19 protein-coding genes and 2 pseudogenes are annotated in these 24,953 nt (G+C 52.5%); 17 read left to right on the forward strand and 4 right to left on the reverse strand.

The window, feature by feature from the left end:
* Positions 1 to 342: 342 nt before the first annotated feature.
* The 8 genes from PHQ97_07050 to PHQ97_07085 all read left to right on the forward strand — a co-directional run bounded on the left by PHQ97_07050 (position 343) and on the right by PHQ97_07085 (position 8,743).
* Positions 343 to 1,266 carry a chemotaxis protein gene (locus PHQ97_07050; GenBank protein ID MDD4392492.1) on the forward strand — a complete coding sequence of 308 codons (924 nt, stop codon included), beginning with the start codon at positions 343 to 345 and terminating at the stop codon, positions 1,264 to 1,266.
* Between the two features lie 92 nt (positions 1,267 to 1,358).
* On the forward strand, positions 1,359 to 2,108 hold the full coding sequence (locus tag PHQ97_07055; GenBank protein ID MDD4392493.1) for an enoyl-CoA hydratase/isomerase family protein: 750 nt from the start codon (positions 1,359 to 1,361) through the stop codon (positions 2,106 to 2,108).
* A gap of 355 nt (positions 2,109 to 2,463) precedes the next feature.
* The gene (locus PHQ97_07060; GenBank protein MDD4392494.1) at positions 2,464 to 3,252 is read left to right on the forward strand and encodes a cytochrome c3 family protein; all 789 of its coding nucleotides are present in this window, start codon (positions 2,464 to 2,466) and stop codon (positions 3,250 to 3,252) included.
* Positions 3,253 to 3,334: 82 nt separating this feature from the next.
* Positions 3,335 to 4,591, forward strand: a complete 1,257-nt coding sequence (locus tag PHQ97_07065) for a cytochrome c3 family protein (protein MDD4392495.1) — start codon at positions 3,335 to 3,337, stop codon at positions 4,589 to 4,591.
* Positions 4,592 to 4,672: 81 nt separating this feature from the next.
* Positions 4,673 to 5,527, forward strand: a complete 855-nt coding sequence (locus PHQ97_07070; protein MDD4392496.1) for a hypothetical protein — start codon at positions 4,673 to 4,675, stop codon at positions 5,525 to 5,527.
* Positions 5,528 to 5,621: 94 nt separating this feature from the next.
* On the forward strand, positions 5,622 to 6,710 hold the full coding sequence (locus PHQ97_07075; protein ID MDD4392497.1) for a hypothetical protein: 1,089 nt from the start codon (positions 5,622 to 5,624) through the stop codon (positions 6,708 to 6,710).
* Positions 6,711 to 6,722: 12 nt separating this feature from the next.
* Positions 6,723 to 7,934: an ATP-binding protein gene (locus PHQ97_07080; protein MDD4392498.1), complete on the forward strand. Its 1,212-nt coding sequence runs from the start codon at positions 6,723 to 6,725 to the stop codon at positions 7,932 to 7,934.
* Positions 7,935 to 7,945: 11 nt separating this feature from the next.
* Positions 7,946 to 8,743, forward strand: coding sequence for a VWA domain-containing protein (locus PHQ97_07085; GenBank protein ID MDD4392499.1), 798 nt, complete (start codon positions 7,946 to 7,948; stop codon positions 8,741 to 8,743).
* Positions 8,744 to 8,988: 245 nt separating this feature from the next.
* Here PHQ97_07085 and PHQ97_07090 read toward each other — a convergent pair whose 3' ends face one another.
* Complete coding sequence (locus PHQ97_07090) at positions 8,989 to 9,444, reverse strand: hypothetical protein (GenBank protein ID MDD4392500.1); 456 nt, start codon at positions 9,442 to 9,444, stop codon at positions 8,989 to 8,991.
* Between the two features lie 361 nt (positions 9,445 to 9,805).
* Here PHQ97_07090 and PHQ97_07095 point away from each other — a divergent pair, with 361 nt between their 5' ends.
* The 3 genes from PHQ97_07095 to PHQ97_07105 all read left to right on the forward strand — a co-directional run bounded on the left by PHQ97_07095 (position 9,806) and on the right by PHQ97_07105 (position 13,100).
* Positions 9,806 to 10,225 (forward strand): hypothetical protein, encoded by a 420-nt coding sequence (locus tag PHQ97_07095; protein ID MDD4392501.1) that lies wholly within the window; start codon positions 9,806 to 9,808, stop codon positions 10,223 to 10,225.
* A 69-nt stretch (positions 10,226 to 10,294) separates the two neighbouring features.
* Entirely contained in the window at positions 10,295 to 11,560 is a 1,266-nt protein-coding gene (locus PHQ97_07100) for an outer membrane protein transport protein (GenBank protein MDD4392502.1), read from the forward strand.
* A gap of 127 nt (positions 11,561 to 11,687) precedes the next feature.
* Positions 11,688 to 13,100: an NAD(P)/FAD-dependent oxidoreductase gene (locus PHQ97_07105; GenBank protein ID MDD4392503.1), complete on the forward strand. Its 1,413-nt coding sequence runs from the start codon at positions 11,688 to 11,690 to the stop codon at positions 13,098 to 13,100.
* A 58-nt stretch (positions 13,101 to 13,158) separates the two neighbouring features.
* On the opposite strand, the gene PHQ97_07110 is transcribed toward PHQ97_07105, so the two are convergent.
* On the reverse strand, positions 13,159 to 14,709 hold the full coding sequence (locus PHQ97_07110; protein ID MDD4392504.1) for a B12-binding domain-containing radical SAM protein: 1,551 nt from the start codon (positions 14,707 to 14,709) through the stop codon (positions 13,159 to 13,161).
* 151 nt (positions 14,710 to 14,860) lie between these two features.
* Here PHQ97_07110 and PHQ97_07115 point away from each other — a divergent pair, with 151 nt between their 5' ends.
* From PHQ97_07115 to PHQ97_07140, 6 genes and pseudogenes are all read left to right on the forward strand, one after another.
* Entirely contained in the window at positions 14,861 to 15,052 is a 192-nt protein-coding gene (locus tag PHQ97_07115) for an NAD(P)-binding protein (protein MDD4392505.1), read from the forward strand.
* Positions 15,053 to 15,103: 51 nt separating this feature from the next.
* Entirely contained in the window at positions 15,104 to 18,847 is a 3,744-nt protein-coding gene (locus PHQ97_07120; protein MDD4392506.1) for an FAD-dependent oxidoreductase, read from the forward strand.
* A 59-nt stretch (positions 18,848 to 18,906) separates the two neighbouring features.
* Positions 18,907 to 19,284: pseudogene (locus PHQ97_07125) on the forward strand (hydrogenase iron-sulfur subunit).
* A 20-nt stretch (positions 19,285 to 19,304) separates the two neighbouring features.
* Positions 19,305 to 20,525: pseudogene (locus PHQ97_07130) on the forward strand ((Fe-S)-binding protein).
* A 51-nt stretch (positions 20,526 to 20,576) separates the two neighbouring features.
* Positions 20,577 to 21,239 carry a methylenetetrahydrofolate reductase C-terminal domain-containing protein gene (locus PHQ97_07135; protein ID MDD4392507.1) on the forward strand — a complete coding sequence of 221 codons (663 nt, stop codon included), beginning with the start codon at positions 20,577 to 20,579 and terminating at the stop codon, positions 21,237 to 21,239.
* A gap of 165 nt (positions 21,240 to 21,404) precedes the next feature.
* The gene (locus PHQ97_07140; protein MDD4392508.1) at positions 21,405 to 22,343 is read left to right on the forward strand and encodes a methylenetetrahydrofolate reductase; all 939 of its coding nucleotides are present in this window, start codon (positions 21,405 to 21,407) and stop codon (positions 22,341 to 22,343) included.
* 31 nt (positions 22,344 to 22,374) lie between these two features.
* Here PHQ97_07140 and PHQ97_07145 read toward each other — a convergent pair whose 3' ends face one another.
* Positions 22,375 to 22,776 carry a VanZ family protein gene (locus PHQ97_07145; protein ID MDD4392509.1) on the reverse strand — a complete coding sequence of 134 codons (402 nt, stop codon included), beginning with the start codon at positions 22,774 to 22,776 and terminating at the stop codon, positions 22,375 to 22,377.
* Between the two features lie 173 nt (positions 22,777 to 22,949).
* The gene (gene thrS, locus PHQ97_07150) at positions 22,950 to 24,866 is read right to left on the reverse strand and encodes a threonine--tRNA ligase (GenBank protein ID MDD4392510.1); all 1,917 of its coding nucleotides are present in this window, start codon (positions 24,864 to 24,866) and stop codon (positions 22,950 to 22,952) included.
* Positions 24,867 to 24,953: the final 87 nt, after the last annotated feature.

Consider the following 24,953-nt stretch of genomic DNA (forward strand, 5'->3'; position numbering starts at 1 on the left):
AGAATGGAGCCGGGTCAGGGTGCGGAAAATGTGCTGCATCTTCAAATCGTCATGATCGGCCCCTGACCATGCAAGCCGTTTTGCGCTTTAGCTTTATAATTCAGACATTGGCCGGATCGTGTCGGAGAAGCCGGCAATGGGCGGGAAGGCGTCCGCGTCAACGTGGCCGAAATTATGATCAGGCCCAGAAAATGAACCAAAGCAAACCGTACGTAGCATGGGAATCCTTCCGGATGCCGTGTGCTTTTCGAAGCAGGCGGCCACGGGTTAAACAAATATTGTTTTGAGTAATACACTTTCGTGGGGCATAAATATTACCCTGTGTTGCAGAGGCATTGGAGTATGAAACAGAATAAAATTTTGCTGGAAAGCGGTACAAATGAGATGGAATTACTGGCCTTTTCGATTGGAGGGCAGACGTTTGGCGTCAATGTGGCAAAAGTCCAATCCATAGTTCAATTTGATCCGGTGAACGTAACGCAAATTCCCCTGTCCCCTCCGGCTATATCGGGTATGATGTTATATCGGAACCGGACGATTCCTTTGATCGACCTGGCAATCGCGTTAAATATCAAAAAATCTGAGGATATTGAAAGGCCGATCGTTATTATCAGTGAATTTAACAAACGGATTCATGGCCTCAGGGTAGATCAAGTCTATCGGATCTATCGCCTGGGCTGGAAAGATTTTATTCCGCTTGAAGCGTTTTTTGGACAATATGACCCCTTTATTATCGGCTCCGTTCATATGGCTGACACCGAGATCATGGTCATTGATCTGGAGAAGATTCTGGCAACCCTGTTTCCGGATTTATCGTTTGAAGAAATTTCCATATCTTCTATGAAACAGGACGAGCAGCTGGCGAGGAGTCAAGTCCAAATCGTATTCGTCGAAGATTCTCACAGTATTCGGAATAATGTCATCAGAATTCTGAAAAATTCCGGGTATTCAGATATTCAGGCTTTCACCGATGGCCAGCAGGCATTTGAGTCGTTACAGAAGCTTCGTAATGAATTCGATAAGGATAACGGCGCCAGACTGCCGGATGTGATTGTCAGTGATATCGAAATGCCCCAAATGGACGGGCTTACGCTGTGCATGAAAACTAAAACGGAGCTTGGATTCGACCAGATTCCGTTTATCATGTTTTCGAGCCTTATTAATCATCAAATGATTCATAAATGCAGGCGTGTCTGCGCAGATGGCTATGTAACAAAGCCCGAGATGAACAAACTGATTTCCATGATCGATGAGATGTGTCATTGACATGCCGGTTTTGTCAAACGCCCATGTGCTGAAGCAAATTTGAATAAACGCCGGGGGTCGCGGGCGTAGAATGATTACACAGGGAGGTGTTCATGAGCGATGTGGTGGTATCCAGGGACGGGCAGGTTGCCGTTGTCACCTTGGCCAGGGGCAAGGTGAATGCGTTGAATGAATCCATGGTAGGTGAGCTCCGCGAATGTTTCGGCCGATTGGAGAAAGATCAGGCTATCCGGTCGGTCATGTTGACCGGCCAGGGACGGTTTTTTTCGTTTGGATTCGATATCCCCGAATTTTTTGATTGTTCCAGAGAAGATTTTACCGGATTTGTTACCCGATTTACAGAACTGTATACCTTCCTGTTTTTGTTCCCCAAACCGGTGATTGCAGCATTGAACGGTCATGCGATGGCGGGCGGGTGCATGCTGGCAACCGCATGTGATTATCGGGTGATGGTCGACGGGAAGTCAAAAATTTCGTTAAATGAAATCAGTTTTGGCGCCACAGTCCTTGCCGGAAGTGTTTATATGCTTCGGGCATGCGTGGGCCATCGAAATGCGGAAAAAATTCTCTCTGGCGGATCGCTTTATTCTGCACAAGAGGCGCTGGAGGCAGGATTGATTGATCAGGCAGCAGACCCTCAGCGCCTGGCAGATGTGTCCATGCAGATCGCATCGGAATTTGGCCGGAAAGACAGCCGTGCGTTCAGCAGTATAAAGCAGCTGCTAAGAGAACCGGTAGCCCGCCGGATGCGGCAGGATGAACCCCGGTCTGTCAACGAATTCGTAAACATCTGGTATTCCGCGTCAGTTCGGGAAAACCTCAGGCAGATCAAAATTTTTTAAGATAAGTTCTTGACGCTGTGATCCGATCTCGATTATTTAACAGAGTCAATCCATGAGAAGTATTCAAAAGGACTGTTACTGTCAGAGGCGTTAGCCTTAAAGCGGATTGGGATGCCGTCCGGATCTGATTTCCGGGTTTTCGTCCGTCCACTGCATAAGCTGTTGGAAAAAAAATTAAGACCTGTTATGGTGCATTTTGGAAGTTGTCGGATTTTCTGACGGTGTTGACTCATAACCTTTCGATTTGATGGCTAACTGCCTTATTTTTATGGAAGAAATCGAGCGCTTAAAAAAGACAACAGATGTAGCGCTTTCCTGTGCTTAATCATGCAGCAGGAGAGAAAGGAGACGGGCAATGAGAAGGAGGGGGGTATTCGCTGTATTGGGCATCTTGTGGATCATTTCCGGATATCAGTGGGCCCGGGCTGAAGTAGAACCGGTCCCCCTGGTGGAGGAGGACTGCTATAAATGTCACATGGAGATTGTCAATCTGGTTAAGGAAAAAGGCGGACTGCATCAGGATGTGGCCTGCCTTGAATGCCACGCGGAACATCCCCCTCAGGGAAAAGATGTTATCCCGGCATGTGATATGTGTCATGCCGCTGATGACTCGTCTCATTATGCGGTGAGTGGATGTAATTCCTGCCATGATCCGCATGCTCCCGGGAAAATCGATTTAACCCGGATCGATCCGGCCAAACCCGCCTGCCTTTCCTGCCATCCGGATCAGGGCAAGGAAATGGATGCCGTTCCGACGCTGCATGCCGAACTCGACTGTAAGGAATGTCATACGGAACACGGCCAGGCACTGGGGTGCCTCGAATGTCATGAAACCCATACCGCCGCTATGGAGGAAAAAGACTGCCTCCGGTGTCACAAGCCTCACAGCCCCACACAGATTTTTTATGATGATCAGATCCCATCAGGGTTCTGTGTCTGCTGTCATGACAAGGTCGGCGCCGGTCTTGCGGCAAGCAGCAAGGCGCATCAATCCATGGCGTGTACCGAATGTCACGAGCACTCGCATAAGGCCGCATCATCATGTGATGCCTGCCATGATCAAACGGTGCACGGCACGTATATGCATGAAAAATTCCCCGAATGTCTGACATGTCACAGGGATCCGCATGCGTTGGCTGAATAGGTGAAAGATGATCAGTAAACATGGCGGCCGCCCGTCATGTTATATTCCGGGACGCTCTCGGAAGAGAGCATGGGGGGCAATCATGAGAAGATACCTTATGGCGATTACAATCGGTTGCGGGGTGATGGTTCTGTCAAGCACATTATCCCTTGCCGGCGACGCTTATCCGCTGACGGATAAAGATTGTGTCAAATGCCATTTGCAACAGGTCAGGGATGTGGATGAACGCGGCGGGCTCCATAAAACAGAGGTGGGTTGTCTGGACTGTCACGAGGAGCATTCTCCCCGGGGGAAAAATACGATTGTTTCCTGCAGCCGTTGTCATGAACCGGCAGAACATGCGCATTATTCCGTAAAAAATTGCATTGCCTGCCATTATCCCCATTATCCGATGGAAATGGATCTGGCCCGGATCGATGCGGTCAAACCGGCATGCGTTTCCTGCCATCCGGCTCCGGAAACGGATATGAACCGGTATCCCGGTGAGCATGCCCGGATGGATTGCAAGGAGTGTCATCCGCGACACGGGGAATCGACCGCATGCGGGGAATGTCATGATCCGCATGCCGATGGGATGGCGTTCGAGGATTGCCTCATGTGCCATCAGCCTCACCGGCCGGCCGCTATCGAATTTGCAGGTGCGCCGCCGGCAGGGCTGTGCAGCAGCTGCCATCCGGATGCGGTTCAGGAGATCACGGACAGAGGCGGGGCGCATGAGCAGGTGGGGTGCGTTGAATGCCATCTCCAGCATCCGCCGTCTGAGGCCGATGTCATTCCAGAATGTGCGATGTGTCATTCTCCGGGCGAATCAAACCACTATGGCGTGGGTAACTGCGGAGCGTGTCATTATCCCCATTATCCCCTGGAAATCGACTACAAGCAAATCGCTTCCGTGAAACCGGTTTGTCTGTCCTGTCATCCAGAGCCGGGACGTCAGATGAAGAACAGTCCCAGCGGGCACGGGGCGCTTGACTGCAAGCAATGTCATGCGGATCATGCACAGTCATCCGAATGCATGCAGTGCCATGAGCCCCATTCGGCTGCAATGAGTACCGAAAACTGTTTTATGTGTCATCAGCCTCACAGTCCCGCGCCGGTTGCTTATACAGAACAGGTTCCGAATTCGTTCTGTGTCTGCTGCCATGATCGTCCGGGTGTTGATCTGAGCAGAACCCCTACGGCACATCGGGCCCTGGCGTGTATCTATTGCCATCAGAAACAGCATACGAACGTGGTTGAATGCAGGACCTGTCATGGGCAGCCGCATGCATCCGATCTTCATGCCAAGTATCCGGACTGCCTCAGGTGCCATCAGGACCCGCATGCCCTCATCCGGTAGCCGACCCGCTGACCGAATGGGGTGAACGACTTATGAATCCGGTGGCGTTTGTGAACGGTTAATCAGATGGGAAAATATGAGATGAAACAAAAAATATGTGCTATTTTTACGCTGTGGATGTTGTTGCTTTGGGGATGGTCTGCTCCGGCCTTCAGCGCTGCCGAGGCAGAGGGGCCTGATGTCTATCGTCAGGAAATAACGCCTATGACCACTGGCGAATGTGCCCGCTGCCATTATTCGGTTTTTACGGATATCAGGGACAAGGGCGGTGCGCATCAGCTGGCATGTGCCGAATGCCATGAAATCTATCATACGTATAAGCCGGGGAAAGCTTGGAAAGATGTCGTTCCCGGCTGTGGCGGATGTCATGGAAACGAGCACGGAGAGGCGCTGACCGATTGCCTCAGGTGCCATGAAAATGCCCATGCACCTGTGAAGAGCCTCAGATCGGATACGATGGGCGGCGATTGCCGCCTGTGCCATTCTGAACCGGCAGAAGCGCTGAAAAAATATGTCAGTTCTCATTCCGACCTGTCATGCAGTGAATGTCATCACGGTGAACACGGCTTTGTACCGGATTGTACCGAATGCCATGACCAGCCGCACGTCGATTATGTGAGCAATGGTGCGTGTGCCGCCTGCCATCCAGTGCACATGCCGCTGGTGATACGATATGCCGGGGAGCCAGATGATGCGCTCTGTGCCGGATGTCATGGCAAAGAGCAGCAGAATATGGCCGGCAGCGAAAAAAACCATCGGTTTCTCAAGTGCGTATTCTGCCACTCCGGTGAGCACGGTTTTATCCCGACCTGTCAGGCGTGCCATAAAAATGGACCGCACAGTCAGGATATGCTGCAGAAATTCAGAGGCTGCAACAACTGCCACGGGGATGCTCACAGCCTGAAGCTGCAGGGATCGGGAGCCCTTGAACCCTGAGGACGGATTGTGAAGATATGTGTTCGGAAGGCCCGCTGAAGGGGCGGATATTGAACCGGGTAGCCGACCGCAAGATGTCAAAGGACCAAAACAGATGAAAACACGACGTATAATAATATATGCAGTCATACTGGCCGTCATTTCTGCCCTGGCCTGCGGAGGGTATTGGGCGTATACATATATGGCCGATCAATATTGCTGGAAATGTACGACCGGCCAATACTACGAGCGGGCTTCCGTACTGATTCAGTCGGATGATCAAGCAAGCCGTAAAAAAGGGATCGGTTTTTTGAAGTCGGCTGCGGCCGGCGAGAATATCGATGCCCTGATTATTCTCGGTGAGCTGTACATGGAATCGTTTCCTCAGACCTGGTGCCGGCATTTTCCCGATATGATCGATGCGCTCAGGCTCCATACGCCGCCTGATTCACATATGGCGCTATCGTTTTTCAAGCGGCTGGCAGATATCCTGTCGTCCGAGATTGGCCAATACGCTGATATGCAGTACAATTTAGGCCTGCTGGCCAGGGAAGGGATGCTGACCGGTCCGGCCTTCGAAGGGATGGCTTACAAATGGTTTGAAATCAGCGCCGCACAGGGAAATGTTTATGCCATGGATCAGGTCGGACTGCATTATGATGCACTGGGTGAGTATGGCACGGCGGCAAAGCTCTTCAAACAGGCGGCCTCTTCCGGGCGCGTTCCGGCTTCAGCTGTTATGATGGGCGATTATTATCAGTATGGGAAGGGCGTGGATCAGGATTTTCAGCAAGCCATGCTGATGTACCGCCAGGCACTGAGCATACTCAATGAGGCCGGGTTGGGTATCAGCCCGCAAACCATTCACGACCTTTCCGACAAGGCAACCCAGCGGTTGGCGGTTGTGCAGCAGAAGGTTGCTCAACTGCCGAAAGGCGCGGCCATTAAAATTTCATACGCAATCCGAGGGAGTGTGAACCAGTACAGCGTGCATGTCCCGGATTCTGCCGGCCAGCTGATCGGCCGCGTTGAAAATCAGAAGGGGACGGTTCGTGCATGGTTGACCGGTCAGATGCAGGCGGGTTCGGATGCACTGATCGGCAACGCCGCCTCGATGAATGACGGATTGATATGGATTTTGAACACCTACGCAAAAACGAAGCACGGATCTGATAAGCGGTTTGCTTTTATCATGACAAAATAGGGTCATTTTTCAATGAAACGATATCTGTTTCCATTTACGGCGATCATCGGTCAGGAGTCCATGAAAACGGCCCTGATCTTAAATGCGGTGGACCCCACCATCGGAGGGGTATTGATCAGCGGCCACAAAGGGACAGGAAAATCGACGGCTGTCCGGGCGCTGAGCCGGATTCTTCCGGAAATTGAAGTCGTGGATGGATGCCCGTACAACTGTTCTCCGGATGAACCTGAATTGATGGATCAGGAATGCGCTGATCGGTTGCAACAGGGCGAAACGCTGTCCCGAATGCGGCGTACGATGCCGGTCGTGGAACTCCCTTTGAGCGCAACTGAAGACCGGCTGGTCGGGACCCTTCATGTTGAGCATGCGCTGCGGACCGGAAAACGGCGTTTTGAACCCGGCCTTCTGGCAGCCGCCAATCGCGGAATTTTGTATGTGGATGAAGTCAATCTTCTGGATGATCATCTGGTGGACATGCTTCTGGATTCAGCATCCTCAGGGGTAAATATAGTTGAACGCGAGGGAATTTCCTTCATCCATCCGGCCCGGTTTATATTGATCGGGACGATGAATCCGGAGGAAGGCGAGCTTCGGTCTCAGTTTCTGGACCGGTTCGGCCTGAGCGTAACGGTCAAGGGGTTGGATGATATCAGCCAGCGGCAGCAGGTAGTCCGTCAGCGCATTGCGTTTGAGCAGGATCCTGAAGCTTTTCTCGGCAAATGGTCCGTATGGGAAAAAATGATGGCGGATCAGATTATTCAGGCCAGGGCCGCCCTGCCGTCGGTCCGCATGAGCGATGCCATGCTGAATCTGGCGGTACGTCTTTCCATGGAAATGCACGTTCATGGTCACCGGTCCGACATCGCGATTCTCAAATCCGCGCGGGCGTTAGCTGCCCTGATGGAAAGTGATGAGGTCACTCAGAGCCATATCGCGGAAGCGGCCCGTTTTGTTCTTCCACACCGCATTCAGGATGCGCTTCTGGCCTCTCCGGAGGCATTGATGAAAAAGCTCGATGCGGCCCTCGGCATCATTCTGGACGACACCCCCTCACTGCCGGGTTATGCGGATGGTGAGGGGATGGAAGCCTTTGATTTTGATGACATCGACCGGGAGGTACCCGGCGCCATGGCGGCCAGCAATGCATCGATGTTTTTTTCCTATTTTTCCAAAAAAAAAAATCCATATTTGAAGCCGATGAAAGCGTCTGTGTTGCCGGCATAAATTTCGATGAGTTGAGAACGGGCGGCTGTCTGCCGGGTCGGCAGCAAAAGTCCTATACCACCTCCCGTTCAGGCCGATATGTATATGCGGCTCCTGTTAAAAAAGGTGAAAAAAACTTTGATATTGCCGTTGATGCGACGCTTCGCGCATCAGTTCTGAGACGGGCTCAGACAGGGCATATCGAGGGGAATCCGGTTTCGATTAGCCCATCTGATTTTCGTAAAAAAGTCCGTCTTCGGCCCGAAAACAATCTGGTGATTTTTGTGGTGGACGCCTCTGAATCCATGGGAGAGGGTACATTTTCCCGAATGGCTGCTGCCAAGGGGGCCGTTCTGGCGATGTTGTCCCGGGCGTATCAGAAGCGGGATCGCGTTGGGCTCGTAAGTTTCAGAGATGAACAGGCAGATGTCCTTTTATATCCGACAAACAGCATTCTGCTCGCCAAGGAACGATTGCGTCGACTGCCAATCGGAGGGGCGACGCCTTTCGCCGACGGGTTGATGACGGCATGGAGTCTGGTCAAAACTGAACGTACAAAAAATCAGGGAATTAAACCGCTTCTGGTGGTTATTTCCGATGGCGAGGCGAATGTGTCCCTGCAACGCCGTGTGAATGTGATGGATGAGCTGCTGTCGATAGCCGGGAAAATACAGGAAGATAACATCCCCTCGATTGTCATCGATACGCAACGGCTGGCAAAACGGACGGATGACATGCGCCGGATTGCACTGTCACTGGGCGGAAATTATTATCATGTGGACCGGATGAAGGCGCAGAATATATTAGCGGCCATTTGTAACACAAATTAGCGGGTTTCCATCGGCAGTCTGTTTCCCGCATAGGCGATTGGCCGGTGGAGGGCAACGCCGATTCCTCCGGAGTCAGCCTCATATTTTAATCCTCAAAATGCCCCATGGATTTTTTCGGTTCAAATCGTCGCACCCCTTAAACTTGAAAAAATCATCGTGATTTATGGCCGGCAGAAAAATTGCCGGAGGTTGACGCATCAGCCGGAACCGAAAGCCATGTGCCGTTCACATGACCTTCCGTCAGGTCAGCGGGATATGAACCGGATTTTCTGCTGATCGGTTATGATGAACTTCATCCCGTCGATTTCAATGCGGTCAAACGAAAATCCTTGAGACAGGAGGGCGGCTGCCGCCAGTCTGGCGTTCTGTACGTTTTGTTTTTGAATACACACCGCTGCAACCTCTTTCAGCTGCTTTATGTCATCCGCAACTTTCTCCAGCTCATGATGCAGCTGAGGAATATTTTCTGTTGTTAACCGGCTCGTTGATTCCTTTATTTTGTTTAATCGGCAGTCAACTGACTGGAGGAGTTCTTCCAGAGAATGATCCTTGACAGATCCTGTATCCGGAACAGACGGTTGAGGTGACCGGGGAGGCGAGGATGACGGCGGCACCGGCGATGAAGCTTGAAATTCCTTTAAATTATAGGGCTTTAATGACTCGACCAGCTGGAGTTCTTCCGGTGTCAGTTCATCGTTCATGGGGTATGTTCCGATCGTATGTTTATTGATTCAACTGCAAAGGCAGCGGCGTGAATATCCGCTCGATGCGGTCAGGAATAAATCTGCCGGTCATTGAAACCATAACCGGCATGACGGGTTTAACGTATTTGAATGTCGATATAATACAAACCGGCTGATTAGTAAACGGATAAAAGTCAATTATCAGCTTAAGATATGATGGGTTTGCCTTGAGTTATGAGCAAAATATGGTATATAACGCCTGATGGCGTTTCAAGGCCTCGCTATCCTGTTAAATCGTCTGCAATACGAGTCAATGCATCAGCGTGTTTAAAACGGATTTGGCCAGGGCTTTTTATAACGTATAACCGCAGGATACATCATGAAAGATCAACAGAGCGTAACGATGGATGAAGCAGTCGAAGCGTATGCCGCTGCTTGGAACAATCTTGATTTCAGCCGGTTTGAACCTCTGGTCGCTGAAGATGTTCAATATGTATCACAAAATGTTATTGTAGAAATTGATTGTAAAACCGGGCTCATGACCTATTTCCGGGATCTGGTTGAGGTGATTCGATTTTCTCCGGAAAAAAAAGTGTTCGCCGAATTAGGCATGACCATGCCCTATGATATGTATCCCAAAGGCGGGGAACCCTGTGTCATATTGTCCCAGGGGGGAAAAGACCATATCATCGCCCTGGTTCTTTTTGAACTCAAAGAAAATAAAATTTCAAAAATAGAACATTGTACGTTTATTCCCGATCCCTGCACCGCGCATCGGTCGGGGAATTACCCGAAGTAATGCGGTTTCTTGTTTCAGGCATGACCGCTGCTGAGGTTATGGCCGGATACGTCTGGAGTCGATCGTTTCATGATTTTACGAATTATTTCAAAGGTATGTTTCATGCTGCTGATTGCCCTTGCTGCAGTCAGCTGTTTTTTTTCAGGTGATTACCGCGCGGAGGCTTCCGGATTTGCCATTTATACCCATGGCGCAAAGGAACTGGGCATGGCAAACGCTGTCACGGCCCATTCCGAAGGTGCGGCATCCAATTTTTTCAACCCGGCGCTGCTTGGCGAAATAGAAGGCAATCAGGTAGAGGCGGGAACCTCTCTGATATACCCGGGACGGGAGTATACCGGTTCTGCGTCCGGAGAAACCGTCAGTGCCGAATCACAACTGTATTTTCCGAGCACCCTGTTCGGGGTATATCATCTCAATGACCGGTGTACGGCCGGGGTCGGGATAACCAGTCCTTTCGGGCTTGGAACCAGCTGGCCGGATGACTGGGAGGGTCGTTACATCGTTACTGATGTTGAAATGGCCACGTTCATGTTCAATCCGAATATCGCCCTGAAGGTAACGGACCGACTCACGGTAGCGGGCGGTATTGATATGCTTTATGCCGATGCCGTGTTTGAAAACAATATGTTGCTGATCCCGGGATTTTCCGATGCTGAATCAAAATTTGAAGGGGATGACATTGCCTGGGGGTACAACCTTGGCCTTTTGTTTAAGCTGACAGAGGCTACTTCATTGGGCATGGCGTATCGCAGCGGTATGGATCTGCATCTGGAAGGAACTGCCGAATTTGTTCTGCCTTCCAGTACGCCCACGGCATTGAGGGCCATGCTTCCGAATACCGGGGGCAGCGCAACCATGCAGCTGCCTTCCCAGTTGTTTGTGGGGCTTGCCTGTAAGCTGAAGACCGGATGGCTGATCGAGGCAGGCGCAATCCGGGAGGAGTGGTCACGGTATGATAATGTCGTCTTTCATTTTGATACCGGCCTCGTCAGTGTTAAAGAAACAAAATGGAACAATTCGATGGCCTACATGCTCGGGGTGAAGTATAATATTACGCCGACAGATGCACTGACCGTGGGCTACCTTTACAATGAGGACCCGATTCCGGACGATACGTTCGATCCCCAGATTACGGCTTCAAAAAAGCAGGCGTTGAGCGCGGGATGGCAGATGTACCGGGGAAACTGGGGTGTGGCGGTCAGCTGGATGTATGAACGATACGATGACCGAATCAAGGATAATCAGGTCGATGGGGGCTCCGGCCTGACAGCAAACGGAACCTATGAGCAGTATACGCATATCGGCGCGTTGTCTGTCACATATCGGTTCTGAACCGGTAATATTTTCCTTTTCGAAAAATGTTGCTGAAGGACACCTTAGTTCGCGCGTTAAGTTCATACCCTGTTTGTTCCAAGTGCCGGATCCGCAAACCATATAACCCTTGTTACAGGTAGACTCTATGTGCCCAGTTCATTCCAGCATGACGGACCCCTTTGATGTGATTATTGTCGGTGCCGGGCCGGCCGGATTGTTTGCCGCTTTTTATTTATGCGAGCATTCGGATCTGAACGTCCTGGTGATCGAGCAGGGGCGTGAACCTGACCGGCGAAATTGCCCGATCAATGACAAACATCAATGCATACGATGCCGCCCGTGCCATATTTTGTCGGGCGTGGGAGGGGCCGGCCTGTTTTCGGACGGCAAACTCAATTATATCGCCAAACTGGGCAAGACGGATTTGACCCAGTTTAAATCACCGGCTGAGGCCGGAGCGTTGCTTGATGAAACCGAAGCGATATTTAATCGGTTCGGAATGGATGGGCCGGTCTATCCGACCTCCATGACGCAGGCCAGAGCGATCCGTAAAAATGCCAAGCGATACGGCGTTGACCTGCTGCTCATCAAACAGAAGCACCTGGGCACCGACCGGCTGCCGGATCATATCAACGGCATGTATGCGCATATCCGATCGGCAGACGTTGCGGTCCATACGTCTGAGGAGGTCCGGGATATTATCGTTGAACAGGGGCGCATTGCCGGCGTGATCACCAGCAGGGGAGCGTATCGCTCACCGCATGTGATTCTGGCGCCGGGACGGGTGGGGGCAGACTGGATCGGCCAATTGGCATCGGCCCGCGGCATCGGCCTGAAGCAGAGAGGCATCGAGGTGGGGGTTCGCGTTGAAGTCCATAATGATATCATGCAGGACCTTTGCGATGTCATTTACGATCCGGTTTTCTTTATCCAGACCGAAAAATATGATGACCGGACGCGAACGTTCTGCACCAATTACGGGGGATATGTTTCGCTGGAAAGTTACAGCGATTTTGTCTGTGTCAACGGCCATGCCTATATGGACCGAAAATCCGAAAATACCAACTTCGCATTCCTGTCAATGGTGACGCTGACCGAGCCGGTGACGGACAACCACGCCTATGGAATGGCGATCGGCAACCTGGCGACGCTCATCGGCGGAGGAAAGCCCATACTCCAGCGGTTTGGCGATTTGAAGCGGGGCAGGCGAAGTACATGGAACAGAATACACAAAGGATACATCACCCCGACGCTGCAGGATGTGATCTGCGGGGATATTGCCATGGCGTTGCCCGAAAGGATGATGACCAATATTATCGAAGGACTTTTCAAACTGAATGCGGTGGTGCCCGGAGTCGCCAATGACGAAACCCTGCTGTATGCTCCGGAGATTAAATTTTTTTCGACACAGGTCAACACCACCGGTGATCTGGAAACGAACATCAAAGGTCTGTATGTGGCCGGTGACGGGCCGGGAGTCGCCGGCAATATCGTGTCTGCTGCGGCAACCGGTCTGATTCCCGCCAAAGCCATTATCCGGCAGATGGCTGAAAGCTGAACGGCTTTGTGACAGGTTTGTTTCCGGTCTCAGTAGCCGGCTGCCGGCTGGCTGCCAGTCACCACTCAGAAATTTTCTGCCTTTTACCGGATGCGGCTTTCGACATCACAAACAAAGGCGCATGGTTGGAGGTAAACAGCGGCGGCACATTTCGAAGTATCGATGCCACCGCCGGATGCTTTTTAAATTCCCTCTCAAGAAACTGTCTCACCAGATCTCGGCTCCAGCCTTTTGGATGGATGAATTCCTGATAAAGGCCAAGGTCTGCCTGATAAAAATCACGTGTATTCAATGCACCGGCGTCAGGTCCGTAAACCGGCAGATTAAATATGGCCAGGTTTAAAAAGGTAACGCAATCACTGAGCCTGGCGGTAAAATCGAGCGTCTGCCGGGCCTCTTTCAGGGTTTCTGAGGGCGTGCCGAATAGAAGATACACAAAAGTGGCAATGCCGGCGTTTTTCAGGTGGGTCAATACCTCAGATATCATCCCGATATCGGTTCCTTTGTTCATTTCGTCCAGAACGTTCTGACTGCCTGATTCCACCCCGAGTTTCAACATCACACAGCCGGATTTTTTTAGCGCCAGACAGAATTGAGGGTCGGCCAGATGCCGGGTGATTCGGGTAAATCCATACCAGGGAATCTGGCGGGTATCGGCACAAAGCGCCTTCATCATGGCCGGGCTGATGGCATTGTCGGTGAGATGGACCAGCGCCGGCTTCAGGCAATGGGTCAGCAGGGACAGTTCACTGACAGCCTGAGCGGGCGGAACCGGTCGGTAGAGATTTTTTTCGGCTTTTTCCGGGCAGAACGAACACTGGTTCCAGTAGCATCCGGTAGATGTGTTATAGGGGAGGATCATGGCCGGAGCCAGATAGGGCTTTTCAATAAACGCTGAATAGTCCGGGGCGTAAAATGGCCGGTCGCCTGTTTTTCCCAGCAATGCCAGCAGGGGCGTTTCGCCCGGGCCGGAAATTATATGATCGATCAGGCCTGTAAACGGATTATTCCATGCCGGCCCTGCCATCCAGGATGTCACCAGACCGCCTCCCAGAAGGATTTGAATTTGAGGAAAATGGCGCTTCACAAAGCCGATCATGGCAAATGTGGTGACGGCCTGGCTTAGAAAGTTCAGGGAAAAACCGATCCGGGAAGGGGTATCCTCTTCTATCAGCCGGCTCAGCCTGTTGCTGAAATAGTCATAAAACGGGTTGATTTCAAAAATTTCCGAAGCCCGGATCAGATCCGTGCTGCGGACAGCCGATCGGTTGGGGTCCTCATAATTGGTCAGCGTTAACCGGATGCCGAATGACTGGCCTTTTACCGTAAGGAGGCGATTGATATCACTGACCGCACGCCGGTAACGGTCCCTGTGGGCGTAAATCTGCCATTGGCCCAGCGCTTCCAGATGTCTGAACCGGTTGCCGAACGCTCTCCGGGTCCATGTGTCGGCCGGGGAAAAATCCGTTTCAAGCAAGGCAGACAAACCCTCGATATTGGCGTCAAGTATGCGGTGAGAAATACCATGAGCGTTCAGTGCCCCGGCAAGCCTTGCAAGGCCGGCCGGCGGTTCGCAGGGTTTGACCACCGGTGGATAAATCAGAATCATAATGCCTCGGGGTGCGGTCAAGAGTCGTGAGTCAAGCGTCCTCTGACCTCTGCCCTTGAGTCCGCCTTGACACGGTTTGTAAAAAAGAGGATATATTACCACGGCTGTTTGTTGTGGAACAAGAGGTATTCATTGGTTGAAGGAAATGGTTATGTCAGGCCCTTTAAAAGTTAAGTCCTGCGGTGCGGTGTTGATCGTTGGCGCCGGGATTGCCGGTTTGCTGGCAGCCGAAGAACTGGCAGCGTCCGGATATGATGTCTGGTTGATCGAAGAATCCTCTGCGGCGGGTGGCCGGATGGCGCAACTGGACAGGTTGTTTCCCGCCGATGACTGCGCCATGTGAGCGCTGGCTCCCAGACTGGCCGGGATCGGCCGGCATCATCGAATCAAGATCATGACAAATGCCCGTCTGATGGAATTGAATGGAGCGCCCGGGGATTTTACTGCCCGAATCTTTCAGCATCCCGGCTTTGTTGATCCTTCCCGATGTACAGGCTGCGGCGACTGTACCCGTGTCTGCCCGGTGAAGATTCCGAATGAATTTGATGAGGGGCTTTCCCTCCAAACCGCTATTTCCCGCCGGTACGCACAGGCCGTGCCCGAAGTCATGTCGATTACCCGGCGCGGAACTGCGCCCTGCAAGGCCGCCTGTCCGGCCCATGTCAACCTGCAGGGCATGATCGATCTGATTCGCGAAGGCAGGTACCGTCAGGCGCTGATACTGTTCAAACAGGATCATCCGTTTCCGGGAATCTGCGGCCGGGTATGTCATCATCCCTGTGAACAGAACTGCTCACGCCGGCAGGTTGATCAGCCGCTGTCCATCAAGGCGTTTCACCGGTTTTTATCCGATTTCGATGCGGATAGGCCGGATCCGTATGTGCCTGAAGTTTCTGAGAAGAAAAACGACAGGCTCGCCGTCATCGGCAGCGGGGCGACAGGCCTTTCAGCGGCATATTTTCTGGCACTGAAAGGGTATGCGGTGACCGTGTTTGAGCGGCGTGATAAGGCCGGCGGGATGATGACGGACGCCGATGCCGGGGGGAGCTTTCCGCAGGCGGTGGTTCAGCGGGAAATTGCCGTTATTGAAAAAATGGGGGTAACGATTTTAACGGGCATTGATGTGGGGCAGGATATGACCCTGGATGCAGTCAAACAGGCCGGATTCAAGGCCGTGTTTCTTGCGACCGGGGGCGGGCGTCAGCCCGGGCAAAAGCGCATGGATGCGGTTTTGCCCGCGGGCGTTCACGATGAACCGGAACCCGGACGAAACGGTATGCCCTGGCTGTTTACGGAAGGGGCTTCGGGTAACCACCGATCCATAGTCGAGGCAGTTGCCGCGGGAAAGTCAGCGGCTGGCCGGATTGAACGCTATCTGAACGACGGGGATTCAAATTGGAATCCTCCGGAAAATCTGGACCCGGCCCGGCCGGATACCGTCGGAGTCCGGGTATTGAACAGAATCCCGCTGTACCGGCATCCGGGCCGTGCGTCCGGGGGCTGCATTGACGAACGGGAGGATATGGCGGCACTGAAAATCAACGCCCGGAAGGAAGCGGGCCGGTGTCTTCAATGCGGGATCTGCGGGGAATGCCAGGAGTGCGTGAATGTCTGCGGTGCCGGTGCCATAGATCTCAGCGCCCGTGCCGTGGAAAAAACAATTGAGGTGGGGGCCGTCATTGTTGCATCCGGTGCAGAGTTGTTTGATCCCGCCGGTCTGGATGAATTTTATCTGTACCGGCGAAACCCGAACGTGTTGACCAGTCTTGAATTTGAGCGGATTTTAAGCCCTGAGGGACCGACCCGTGGTCAGCTCCTCAGGCCGTGGGACCGTATTCGGCCGGGAAAAATTGCCTGGCTGCAATGTGTGGGTTCCAGAAGCACCCGGCAGGGATTGAACAGTTATTGTTCAACGGTTTGCTGCATGAGCGCCATAAACCAGGCCGCCAGCGCCAGAAAAAACGGCAAAAATTCTCCGGAATGCACGGTGTTCTACCGGGATATCCGGACAACCGGCAGGGACGGGGAAGCCTATTTTCTGAAGGCCGGGGAGGACAGAAAAATCCGTTTTGTCCGATCGGCCATCCATACCCTTGTCGAGGTGCCGGGAACAAGAGACTTAAGGTGCCGGTATGTCAATGACTCAGGAGATATCGTTGAGGAAATTTTTCAGATGGTGGTGCTGTCCGTAGGGATTGGCGCTTCCGAATCGGGTCAGCAGATGCTGCATCAGGCTGGGGTAAGGTTGAGCAGCCACGGGTTTGCAGCCACTGACAGTTTCAGGCCTGTGGCGACCAGCCGGCCGGGCGTGTACGCGTGCGGTACGGTCAAAGGCCCGGCGGATATTTCGCAGGCGGTCACGGAGGCAGGCGCGGCGGTCTGCATGATAAAGATGGATCTGTTAACGGCTGACCGGGCAGCACCGGAAGCCGAATCTGTTTTACCGGTCCGGGAGGATTCCTGCGGACCGGCCCGCATCGGGGTGTTCGTGTGCAGCTGCGGAACGAACATCGGTGGTATCATCGATGTCAACCGGCTCAAAGACTATGCAGGATCGTTGCGGCATGTGGCGCATGCGGCGTGCCATATGTTTGCCTGTTCCCAGAATGCAGCCCGTCAGATGAAAGAGAGCATCCGGCGGTATCAGCTCAACCGGGTGGTCATTGCCGGGTGCAGTCCCAAAACCCACGAGCCGGTTTTTCGGGAGTTGCTCGTGGAATGCGGGCTGAATCCCTTCCAGCTGGAATGGGCCAATATCCGAAATCATTGCACCTGGGTTCATGCCGATGACAGGCCGGGGGCATGGGAAAAGAGTAAAACCCTTGTCCGTATGGCTGTGGCCCGGGCGGCATTGCTAAAACCCCTGCAGGAAAAAATCATACCGGTTTGTTCCCGGGCGTTGATTGTCGGTGCGGGCGTGGCAGGGCTCAATGCGGCCTTGTGCCTGGGGGATCTGGGTATTGCCGTTGATTTGATCGAAAGACAGCCGCAAGCCGGTGGCATGGCCGCAATGGTGTATCAAACCATCGAAGGAAAGCAGGTACGTTCCTGGCTGAATGAACTGACAGATCGGGTTTGCCGTCATGGGAATATTCGCCTGATGACTGAGACACAGCTGACCGGATGGGACGGATTCGTTGGAAATTTTACCGTGACCATGCAGTCAGATCGTGACCATGAAATCCATACAGGTGAATATGGGGCCGTGATCCTCGCGACCGGTGCCGGCCAATATCAGCCCGATGAATTTGGCTATGGTACCGATTCGCGTATCGTTACTCAGATAGAACTCGAACAGCTGCTCGGACAGGCAACCGCCGGCAGCTGGGGCCGCGTTGTCATGATTCAGTGCGTCGGGTCCCGCAACAAAAAAAATAACCGGTGCTCACGGATCTGCTGCCAGAACGCCATAAAAAATGCCCTGATAATAAAACGGCAGCATCCGGCGGCCCACGTGCATATCCTCTACAGGGATATCCGGACCTGCGGGGTGATGGAGGACTATTATACAGAAGCAAGGCAGCTGGGCATCCGGTTTATCCGATATGAAGCTGATTTTTCTCCTGAAGTCAAATTGGCCGGCTCCCGGATCGATATTTCGGTATACGATCCCGTGATTCAGGAAACCATCGACCTTCAGGCCGATCTGCTGGTACTGAGCGCCGCGACGGTTTCACAGGATATACAGCCGCTTCAACGGCTGATGAAGCTGAGCCGGTACCCGGACGGGTTTGTGATGGCGGCCGATTCCAGACTCCAGCCGGTACAACTGTCTCAGGAGGGCGTGTTTGCCTGTGGAAGCGCGCTGGGGCCCTGTCTGATGACCGAATCCATCGGCCAGGCTCAGGCCGCAGCATCCAAAGCGGCCGCACTGCTTTCCGGATCCTGGATCAGGGGCGCTGCGGTAACCGCAATCGTTGATGAAAGGCGGTGCTGCCGCTGTCTGAACTGTGTCCGTATCTGTCCCTCTCATGCCGCCAGATACGATGGCGTCGAGAAAAAGATACGAATTGAACCCGCGTTGTGCCGGGGATGCGGCATATGTGTGGGTGCATGTCCGGCAAAAGCCATTATGTTGAATAACTGTGAGTCTTCGCTGATGATGAGTCAGGTTGACGCGCTGATGGAGAATGGATGATGGATAAGAAACTGGTTATTATCGCATTCTGTTGCGACAACTGAGGATATACCGCCGCGGACCTGGCAGGTTCCATGAGGCTGGCGTATCCGGCACAGGTGAACATTATAAAAGTGCCCTGCTCTGGAAGTGTCCAGGTGATGGACATGCTGAGAGCAATTCAGAAAGGCGCGGATGGCGTATATGTCGTTGGCTGCCCGGACGGGGGATGCCGGTTTCAGGAAGGCAATCTCAGGGCGCGTGAACGGGTTTCCCATGTCCGCGAGCTGCTTGAGGAGGTCGGTCTGGAGGGCGGACGGGTCGCTATGGTTCAGCTGGCCTCCGGTCAGGCCCGGGAGTTTTCCGATACGGCCCGGCAGATAACGGAAAAAATAATAAAGCTCGGTCCCAATCCATTGAAACGGTGTCGAAAAAATAGCGAGAGCATGGATCTGTGATGAATCATATCCGGATAGATGACTTAAATTATTGTATGACCTGCAACGCATGTTCTTCCGGATGCCCGGCTTCCGGACTCGATGGTATGCATCCGGCAAAACTGCTGCATATGATGGCGCTCGGCATGGAGCAAAAACTGATTCAGTCGGATTGGATCTGGATGTGCACCCTGTGTCAGCGGTGTCAGTATGCCTGTCCGATGAACGTGGATATCCCCGGACTGATATTTGAACTGCGAAGCCGGCGATTGCGGGAATCTCGCCCTGAAGGCATTCGCCGGTCCTGCGATGTGGCGCTTGACAATCCGGGGTGCAGCGCCATGGGCCTATCGGATGAGGACTGGCAGTTTGTGGTTAACGATGTTCTCGAAGAGGTGCGCGGTGCCCAAAAGGGCTTTGAATCTCTCGAGGCACCTGTCGACCGGGAGGGTGCCTGCTTTTTTCTCAATCAGAATTCAAAAGAGCCGATGTTTGAGGCGGAGGAAATGGTGCCGCTGTGGAAAATCCTTCATCTGGCCGGTGCGGACTGGACTTACGGTTCCCGGGGGTGGGCGGCAGAAAATTACTGCATGTTTCTGGCCGATGATCAGCACTGGGAGCAGATCGTGCGGATCAAGGCAGATGCGGTCAGCAAACTGAGGTGCCGGGTCTGGCTCAATACCGAATGAGGCCATGAGCTGTATGCCGTCCGGTCCGGACTGCAGCGATTCAATATTCCCCATTCGTTTGAAGTCAAAAGCATCATCGAATACTATGCCCGATGGATCCGGGAAGGAAGGCTCCCGGTCAGTGCCGAATGGAATTCCGATCTGAAAATCAAGTTTACCATACATGATCCGTGTAATCTGGTTCGCAAGAGTTTTGGCGATTCAATAGCCGAGGACTTGCGATTTGTGGTTAAATCGGTTGTCGGTCCGGAAAATGTGGTCGAGATGACACCGAACCGGTCGAATAATTACTGCTGCGGCGGCGGCGGCGGGGCAGTACAGTCCGGAAAGGCTGATTCCCGGCGACAGTTTGGAACCCTGAAACTGGAACAGATTCTGGCGACAGGCGCGCAATACTGCATTGCCCCGTGTCATAACTGCCATTCCCAGATATCGGATCTGAGCAGGTTCCACGGGGCGGGGTTCCGCGTGGTTCATTTGTGGACCCTGATATGCCTTTCTATGGGTATTCTGGATGAAAATGAGAGAATCCATCTGGGACCGGAACTCAAGACCGTGGGCTTGCCGTCATAGCCGATGAAAACAGTGCCTGTAGCAGGCGATTGAAAGTGAAGCGGAGGGATTATGATAGTGGTTCAACGAAAACCGTTTGATGAAATCAGGGACATGATCCATGGTTTCGGCAGGGTTCTGATTGTCGGATGCGGCACCTGCAGCACGGTCTGTCATGCCGGCGGAGAAGCTCAGGTGGCGGTGTTGAGCGCCCAGCTGGAGATGGCATCGCGGCTTGCCGGCCAGCCGATGGAACCTGTATCGGTAACGGTGGAGCGGCAGTGTGACAGAGCGTTTTTTACCCAGCTCGATACCCTGGCAGATGCGTCCGATGCCATATTGTCCATGGGCTGCGGCGCAGGTATCCAGCTTCTGGCAGAGGCATATCCCCATAAGCCGGTATTCCCGGCAGTCGATACCCGGTTTGTCGGGATCACCCGGGAGGACGGATGGTATGAAGAACGGTGTCGGTGTTGCGGCAGGTGCATGCTGGGGCTCACTGCCGGCGTCTGTCCGATAACGATGTGTGCAAAAAAAATGCTCAACGGTCCCTGCGGCGGGGTTATGAACGGGGCATGCGAGGTTCATCCGGATCTGCCCTGCGCATGGCAGATCATCTATGATCGGCTGCGCCTCCAGGGGAGACTGGATTGCCTGGAGCCGATCATTCCGCCGGTTGACTGGATGGACCAGGTGCCGGCATCGGTGGTTCAACCGGGATTCCGGAAACGGTGATCGAATTATATTCTTTCGACAGATTCCACAGATTATTATTGATTTTACTAAATTGAAAATCCCGTAGTCTATTTTTTTTAATCTGTGAAAATCTGTGGATACTGCTTTTTCCCCATAGATTAATATTTTTAAATCCACTGAAGTATTTGAGTGAAAAGGGCCTGTATGACATTTCGAAGCCATCTGCAAAGTGTTCTTAAATCCGGTCAATTTGCGGTTACCTCAGAGCTTGCCCCTCCCCGGGGAGCGGATCCGACTGTGGTGAGGGAAAAAGCCTCGTGGTTCAAAACATTCGTTGATGCGGTCAACGTGACAGACAATCAGACTGCCGTGGCCCGGATGTCCAGCTTGGCGGCTGCCGTTATGCTGCTCAGGGAAGGGGTGGAGCCTGTCTGGCAGATGGTATGCCGGGATCGAAATCGTATTGCCATGCAGAGTGATATTCTGGGGGGCTGCGGACTTGGCCTTCGTAACCTTCTCTGCCTTTCGGGCGATCACCCGGTATGCGGGGATCAGCCTTATGCCAGAGCCGTTTTTGATATTGATTCCATTCAGCAGATACAGATGGTCCGTCAAATGCGGGATGAGGCAAGATTTCTCAGCGGGGATACCATTTCAAGCCCTCCTGATATGTTTATCGGCGCGGTAGCCAATCCGTTTGCATCACCGGTTCAATGGCGTGTGCATCGGCTGGCGAAAAAAATCAGGGCCGGCGCCGATTTTATTCAGACTCAGTGTGTGTTTGATATGGCAAGGTTCGGAGAATGGATATGCCAGGCCCGGGATATGGGGCTGACTGAAAAGACATTCATTATGGCCGGGCTGGTTCCGTTAAAATCTGTGGAAATGGCGGAATATATGGTCAGAAAAGTTCCCGGGATCGATATCCCGGATGCGGTGATCCGCCGGATCAAAGGTGTGGACAACCCCCGCCGGGAAGAGGAGGGCATCCGGATTGCCTGTGAGCAGATAGAACAGCTCAGAGCGCTTGACGGCATATCCGGGATTCACCTGATGACGATCAACCGGGAGCATAAAATTCCGGAAATTGTCGAGAGGGCGGGATTGCTTCCCCGGCCCCGGCCGGAGGGATCACTGGTTTGACGGTTTGGCATCCGGCTCTTTTGAGAAGTCTTCAATTCGGGTTTTCCGGAAGGATTTTCCACCCTCTGATTTTATAAAATATATAGATTCCGCTGAAACTGCCCAGGGCGTCCGCCAGCAAATCAAATACATCCGAGCTTCTGTGGGGGATAAAATACTGGTGGATTTCGTCGCTTAATCCGTAAAAGGTGGAAAAAAGAATACTCAGCGTAATGAGCAGCCGGATGCTGCTTATGGCCGGTAAGGTGCTCAGCGCCCTGAAAAACAGGATGCCCAAAACCGCATAGCCCATAAAATGGAGGACCTTGTCGATATGGATTACTTTCGGGATGTGTTTCGGAGCGGGATGGGAGGACATGATAAAAATGACAATACAGAACAGGATCAGTGGAAGCCAGAACAGAATAAAATTTTTGTACAGTTTTTCCAGCATATGGGACCGTCCCGATGGGATAGGTTGTTCAAACCTGTTTGAAGATGGATTCCGGTATTGTCCGGCGCATGAAAGCTAAATCTCATTCGGCAGGAAATTCGCTTAAACATTCCGGGACCGGTATCCGTTTTCCCGGAATCGATCCCGGAATGGCATTCCGGTTTTCATTATAGCTATTTTGTGAAAATATTAAAATCAATTTTTTTATCGTTGATATGAGACAGCACCTGTTTGAAAAAGTCTTCATGTGACAGACCGTATTTGACATGACCGTCCAGCGTTCGGACGGAGAGGGTGCCGGATTGTTTTTCCTTTTCACCGACGGTCAGGATCAGCGGCGTTTTATTCAGCTGTGCATCGCGGATTTTTTTGTTCAGGCTTTCGGTCCTGTCGTCAACTTCCACGCGGAGCCCTTCAGCTTCAAATGCTTTTTTCAACTCGCGGGCATAGGACGACAGCGCATCATTGATCGGTAAAAGCGTGATCTGAACCGGTGCAAGCCACAGCGGAAACCGGCCGGCAAAATGTTCGACCAGAATGCCGAAAAACCGTTCGATGGAGCCGTAAATGACCCGGTGAATCATGATCGGGCGGTGTTTTTCATTGTCCTTGCCGATATAGGACAGATCGAAACGCTCCGGCAGTGACATGTCCAGCTGAACCGTTCCGCATTGCCATGTGCGGCCGATGGCATCCTTAATGTGGACGTCGATTTTCGGTCCGTAAAATGCGCCGTCCCCTTCGTTGATTTTATATTCTCTTCCATACGCATCCAGAGCGGATTTTAAGCCTTGCGTTGCGGTGGCCCACTGCTCATCGGTTCCAATGGATTTTTTGGGTCGTGTTGACAGCTCCAGATGAAATCCGAGACCAAACGTGCTGTAAAACCGATCCATCAGGTTTAACACGCCTATAATCTCATCCTCAATTTGATCCGGCGTCATGAAAATATGAGCGTCATCCTGATGAAACGCCCGGACCCTGAAAAGGCCGGATAACACCCCGCTGAGTTCGTGCCGGTGGACCAGGCCGATTTCTCCGGCCCGGATCGGCATGTCCTTGTACGAGTGGGGTTTCATGCCGTAGAGGATCATTCCGCCGGGGCAGTTCATGGGCTTGATCGCATAGTCCACTTCATCCACCACAGTGGTATACATGTTTTCGCGGTAATTTTCCCAGTGGCCGCTGCGTTCCCAGAGGCTTCGATTGAGCATGATCGGTGTTTTGGTTTCCACGTATCCGGCCATCTTGTGTTCAGCTCTCCAGAACTCAAGAAGAAGATTCCAGATGATCATGCCATTGGCATGGAAAAAGGGCATACCCGGCGCTTCATCGTGGAAACTGAACAGGTCCATGGCCGGGCCAATCCTGCGATGGTCCCTTTTCTTCGCTTCTTCCAGGAGATTAAGATAGCTGCTGAGCTCTTTTTTACTGAAAAACGCCGTGCCGTATATTCTCTGGAGCTGAGCGTTTGCCTGGTCCGCCCGCCAGTAGGCTCCGGATACCTTCATCAGCTTTATGGCTTTGATAAATCCGGAGTGCGGCAGATGCGGGCCGCGGCATAAATCCGTAAAATCGCCCTGCTGGTAAAGGGAAATGGTCCCGTCTTCCAGCCCGGAGATCAACTCCAGTTTATAGGGTTCATCGGCATAGAATTCCAGTGCTTCGGATTTGGATACCTGCCTGCGGATAAAGGGGGTTTTGGATTTGATTATCTTCTGAATCTCTGCCTCGATCTTCGGGAAATCTTCTTCCGAAACCGGAGGCATATCAATGTCATAGTAAAATCCGTTTTCCACGACCGGTCCGATGGTCAGTTTTGCATCCTTGTAAAGGCGCTGAATGGCTTCGGCCATGACATGTGCTGCGCTGTGTCGGAGAATTTCAAGTGCTTCCGGGTCGTTTGTCGTGATCAGCCTGACTTCGGCATCTTCGGAAACGGGTGTAGATAAGTCAACTGTTTTTCCGTTTATTTCCATGGCAACGCAATTGCGCGCCAATCCTTCAGAAATGCTTCGGGCGATGTCAGCCCCGGTGGGAATTGTTTGAAAACTCTTTATGTTGCCGTCTGGAAGTGTTATGTTAATCATTATCGGTTCACCAAGATACTTTATTTGAATGACTGTTGAAGTACTCTATGGCCACGGAAGGAATAAGTTTCACAGTCTTGCTTGCCT

It is taken from the genome of Desulfobacterales bacterium (genome assembly GCA_028704555.1).
In the GTDB taxonomy this organism is placed as follows: domain Bacteria; phylum Desulfobacterota; class Desulfobacteria; order Desulfobacterales; family JAQWFD01; genus JAQWFD01.

What these genes read in the sequence shown, in the direction of transcription:
- PHQ97_07050 (MDD4392492.1), top strand. Translation starts at nt 343, where the DNA reads ATGAAACAGAATAAAATTTTGCTGGAAAGCGGTACAAATGAGATGGAA.
- PHQ97_07055 (MDD4392493.1), top strand. Translation starts at nt 1,359, where the DNA reads ATGAGCGATGTGGTGGTATCCAGGGACGGGCAGGTTGCCGTTGTCACC.
- PHQ97_07060 (MDD4392494.1), top strand. Translation starts at nt 2,464, where the DNA reads ATGAGAAGGAGGGGGGTATTCGCTGTATTGGGCATCTTGTGGATCATT.
- PHQ97_07065 (MDD4392495.1), top strand. Translation starts at nt 3,335, where the DNA reads ATGAGAAGATACCTTATGGCGATTACAATCGGTTGCGGGGTGATGGTT.
- PHQ97_07070 (MDD4392496.1), top strand. Translation starts at nt 4,673, where the DNA reads ATGAAACAAAAAATATGTGCTATTTTTACGCTGTGGATGTTGTTGCTT.
- PHQ97_07075 (MDD4392497.1), top strand. Translation starts at nt 5,622, where the DNA reads ATGAAAACACGACGTATAATAATATATGCAGTCATACTGGCCGTCATT.
- PHQ97_07080 (MDD4392498.1), top strand. Translation starts at nt 6,723, where the DNA reads ATGAAACGATATCTGTTTCCATTTACGGCGATCATCGGTCAGGAGTCC.
- PHQ97_07090 (MDD4392500.1), bottom strand. Translation starts at nt 9,444, where the DNA reads ATGAACGATGAACTGACACCGGAAGAACTCCAGCTGGTCGAGTCATTA.
- PHQ97_07095 (MDD4392501.1), top strand. Translation starts at nt 9,806, where the DNA reads ATGAAAGATCAACAGAGCGTAACGATGGATGAAGCAGTCGAAGCGTAT.
- PHQ97_07100 (MDD4392502.1), top strand. Translation starts at nt 10,295, where the DNA reads ATGATTTTACGAATTATTTCAAAGGTATGTTTCATGCTGCTGATTGCC.
- PHQ97_07105 (MDD4392503.1), top strand. Translation starts at nt 11,688, where the DNA reads ATGTGCCCAGTTCATTCCAGCATGACGGACCCCTTTGATGTGATTATT.
- PHQ97_07110 (MDD4392504.1), bottom strand. Translation starts at nt 14,709, where the DNA reads ATGATTCTGATTTATCCACCGGTGGTCAAACCCTGCGAACCGCCGGCC.
- PHQ97_07115 (MDD4392505.1), top strand. Translation starts at nt 14,861, where the DNA reads ATGTCAGGCCCTTTAAAAGTTAAGTCCTGCGGTGCGGTGTTGATCGTT.
- PHQ97_07120 (MDD4392506.1), top strand. Translation starts at nt 15,104, where the DNA reads ATGACAAATGCCCGTCTGATGGAATTGAATGGAGCGCCCGGGGATTTT.
- PHQ97_07135 (MDD4392507.1), top strand. Translation starts at nt 20,577, where the DNA reads ATGATAGTGGTTCAACGAAAACCGTTTGATGAAATCAGGGACATGATC.
- PHQ97_07140 (MDD4392508.1), top strand. Translation starts at nt 21,405, where the DNA reads ATGACATTTCGAAGCCATCTGCAAAGTGTTCTTAAATCCGGTCAATTT.
- PHQ97_07145 (MDD4392509.1), bottom strand. Translation starts at nt 22,776, where the DNA reads ATGCTGGAAAAACTGTACAAAAATTTTATTCTGTTCTGGCTTCCACTG.
- thrS (MDD4392510.1), bottom strand. Translation starts at nt 24,866, where the DNA reads ATGATTAACATAACACTTCCAGACGGCAACATAAAGAGTTTTCAAACA.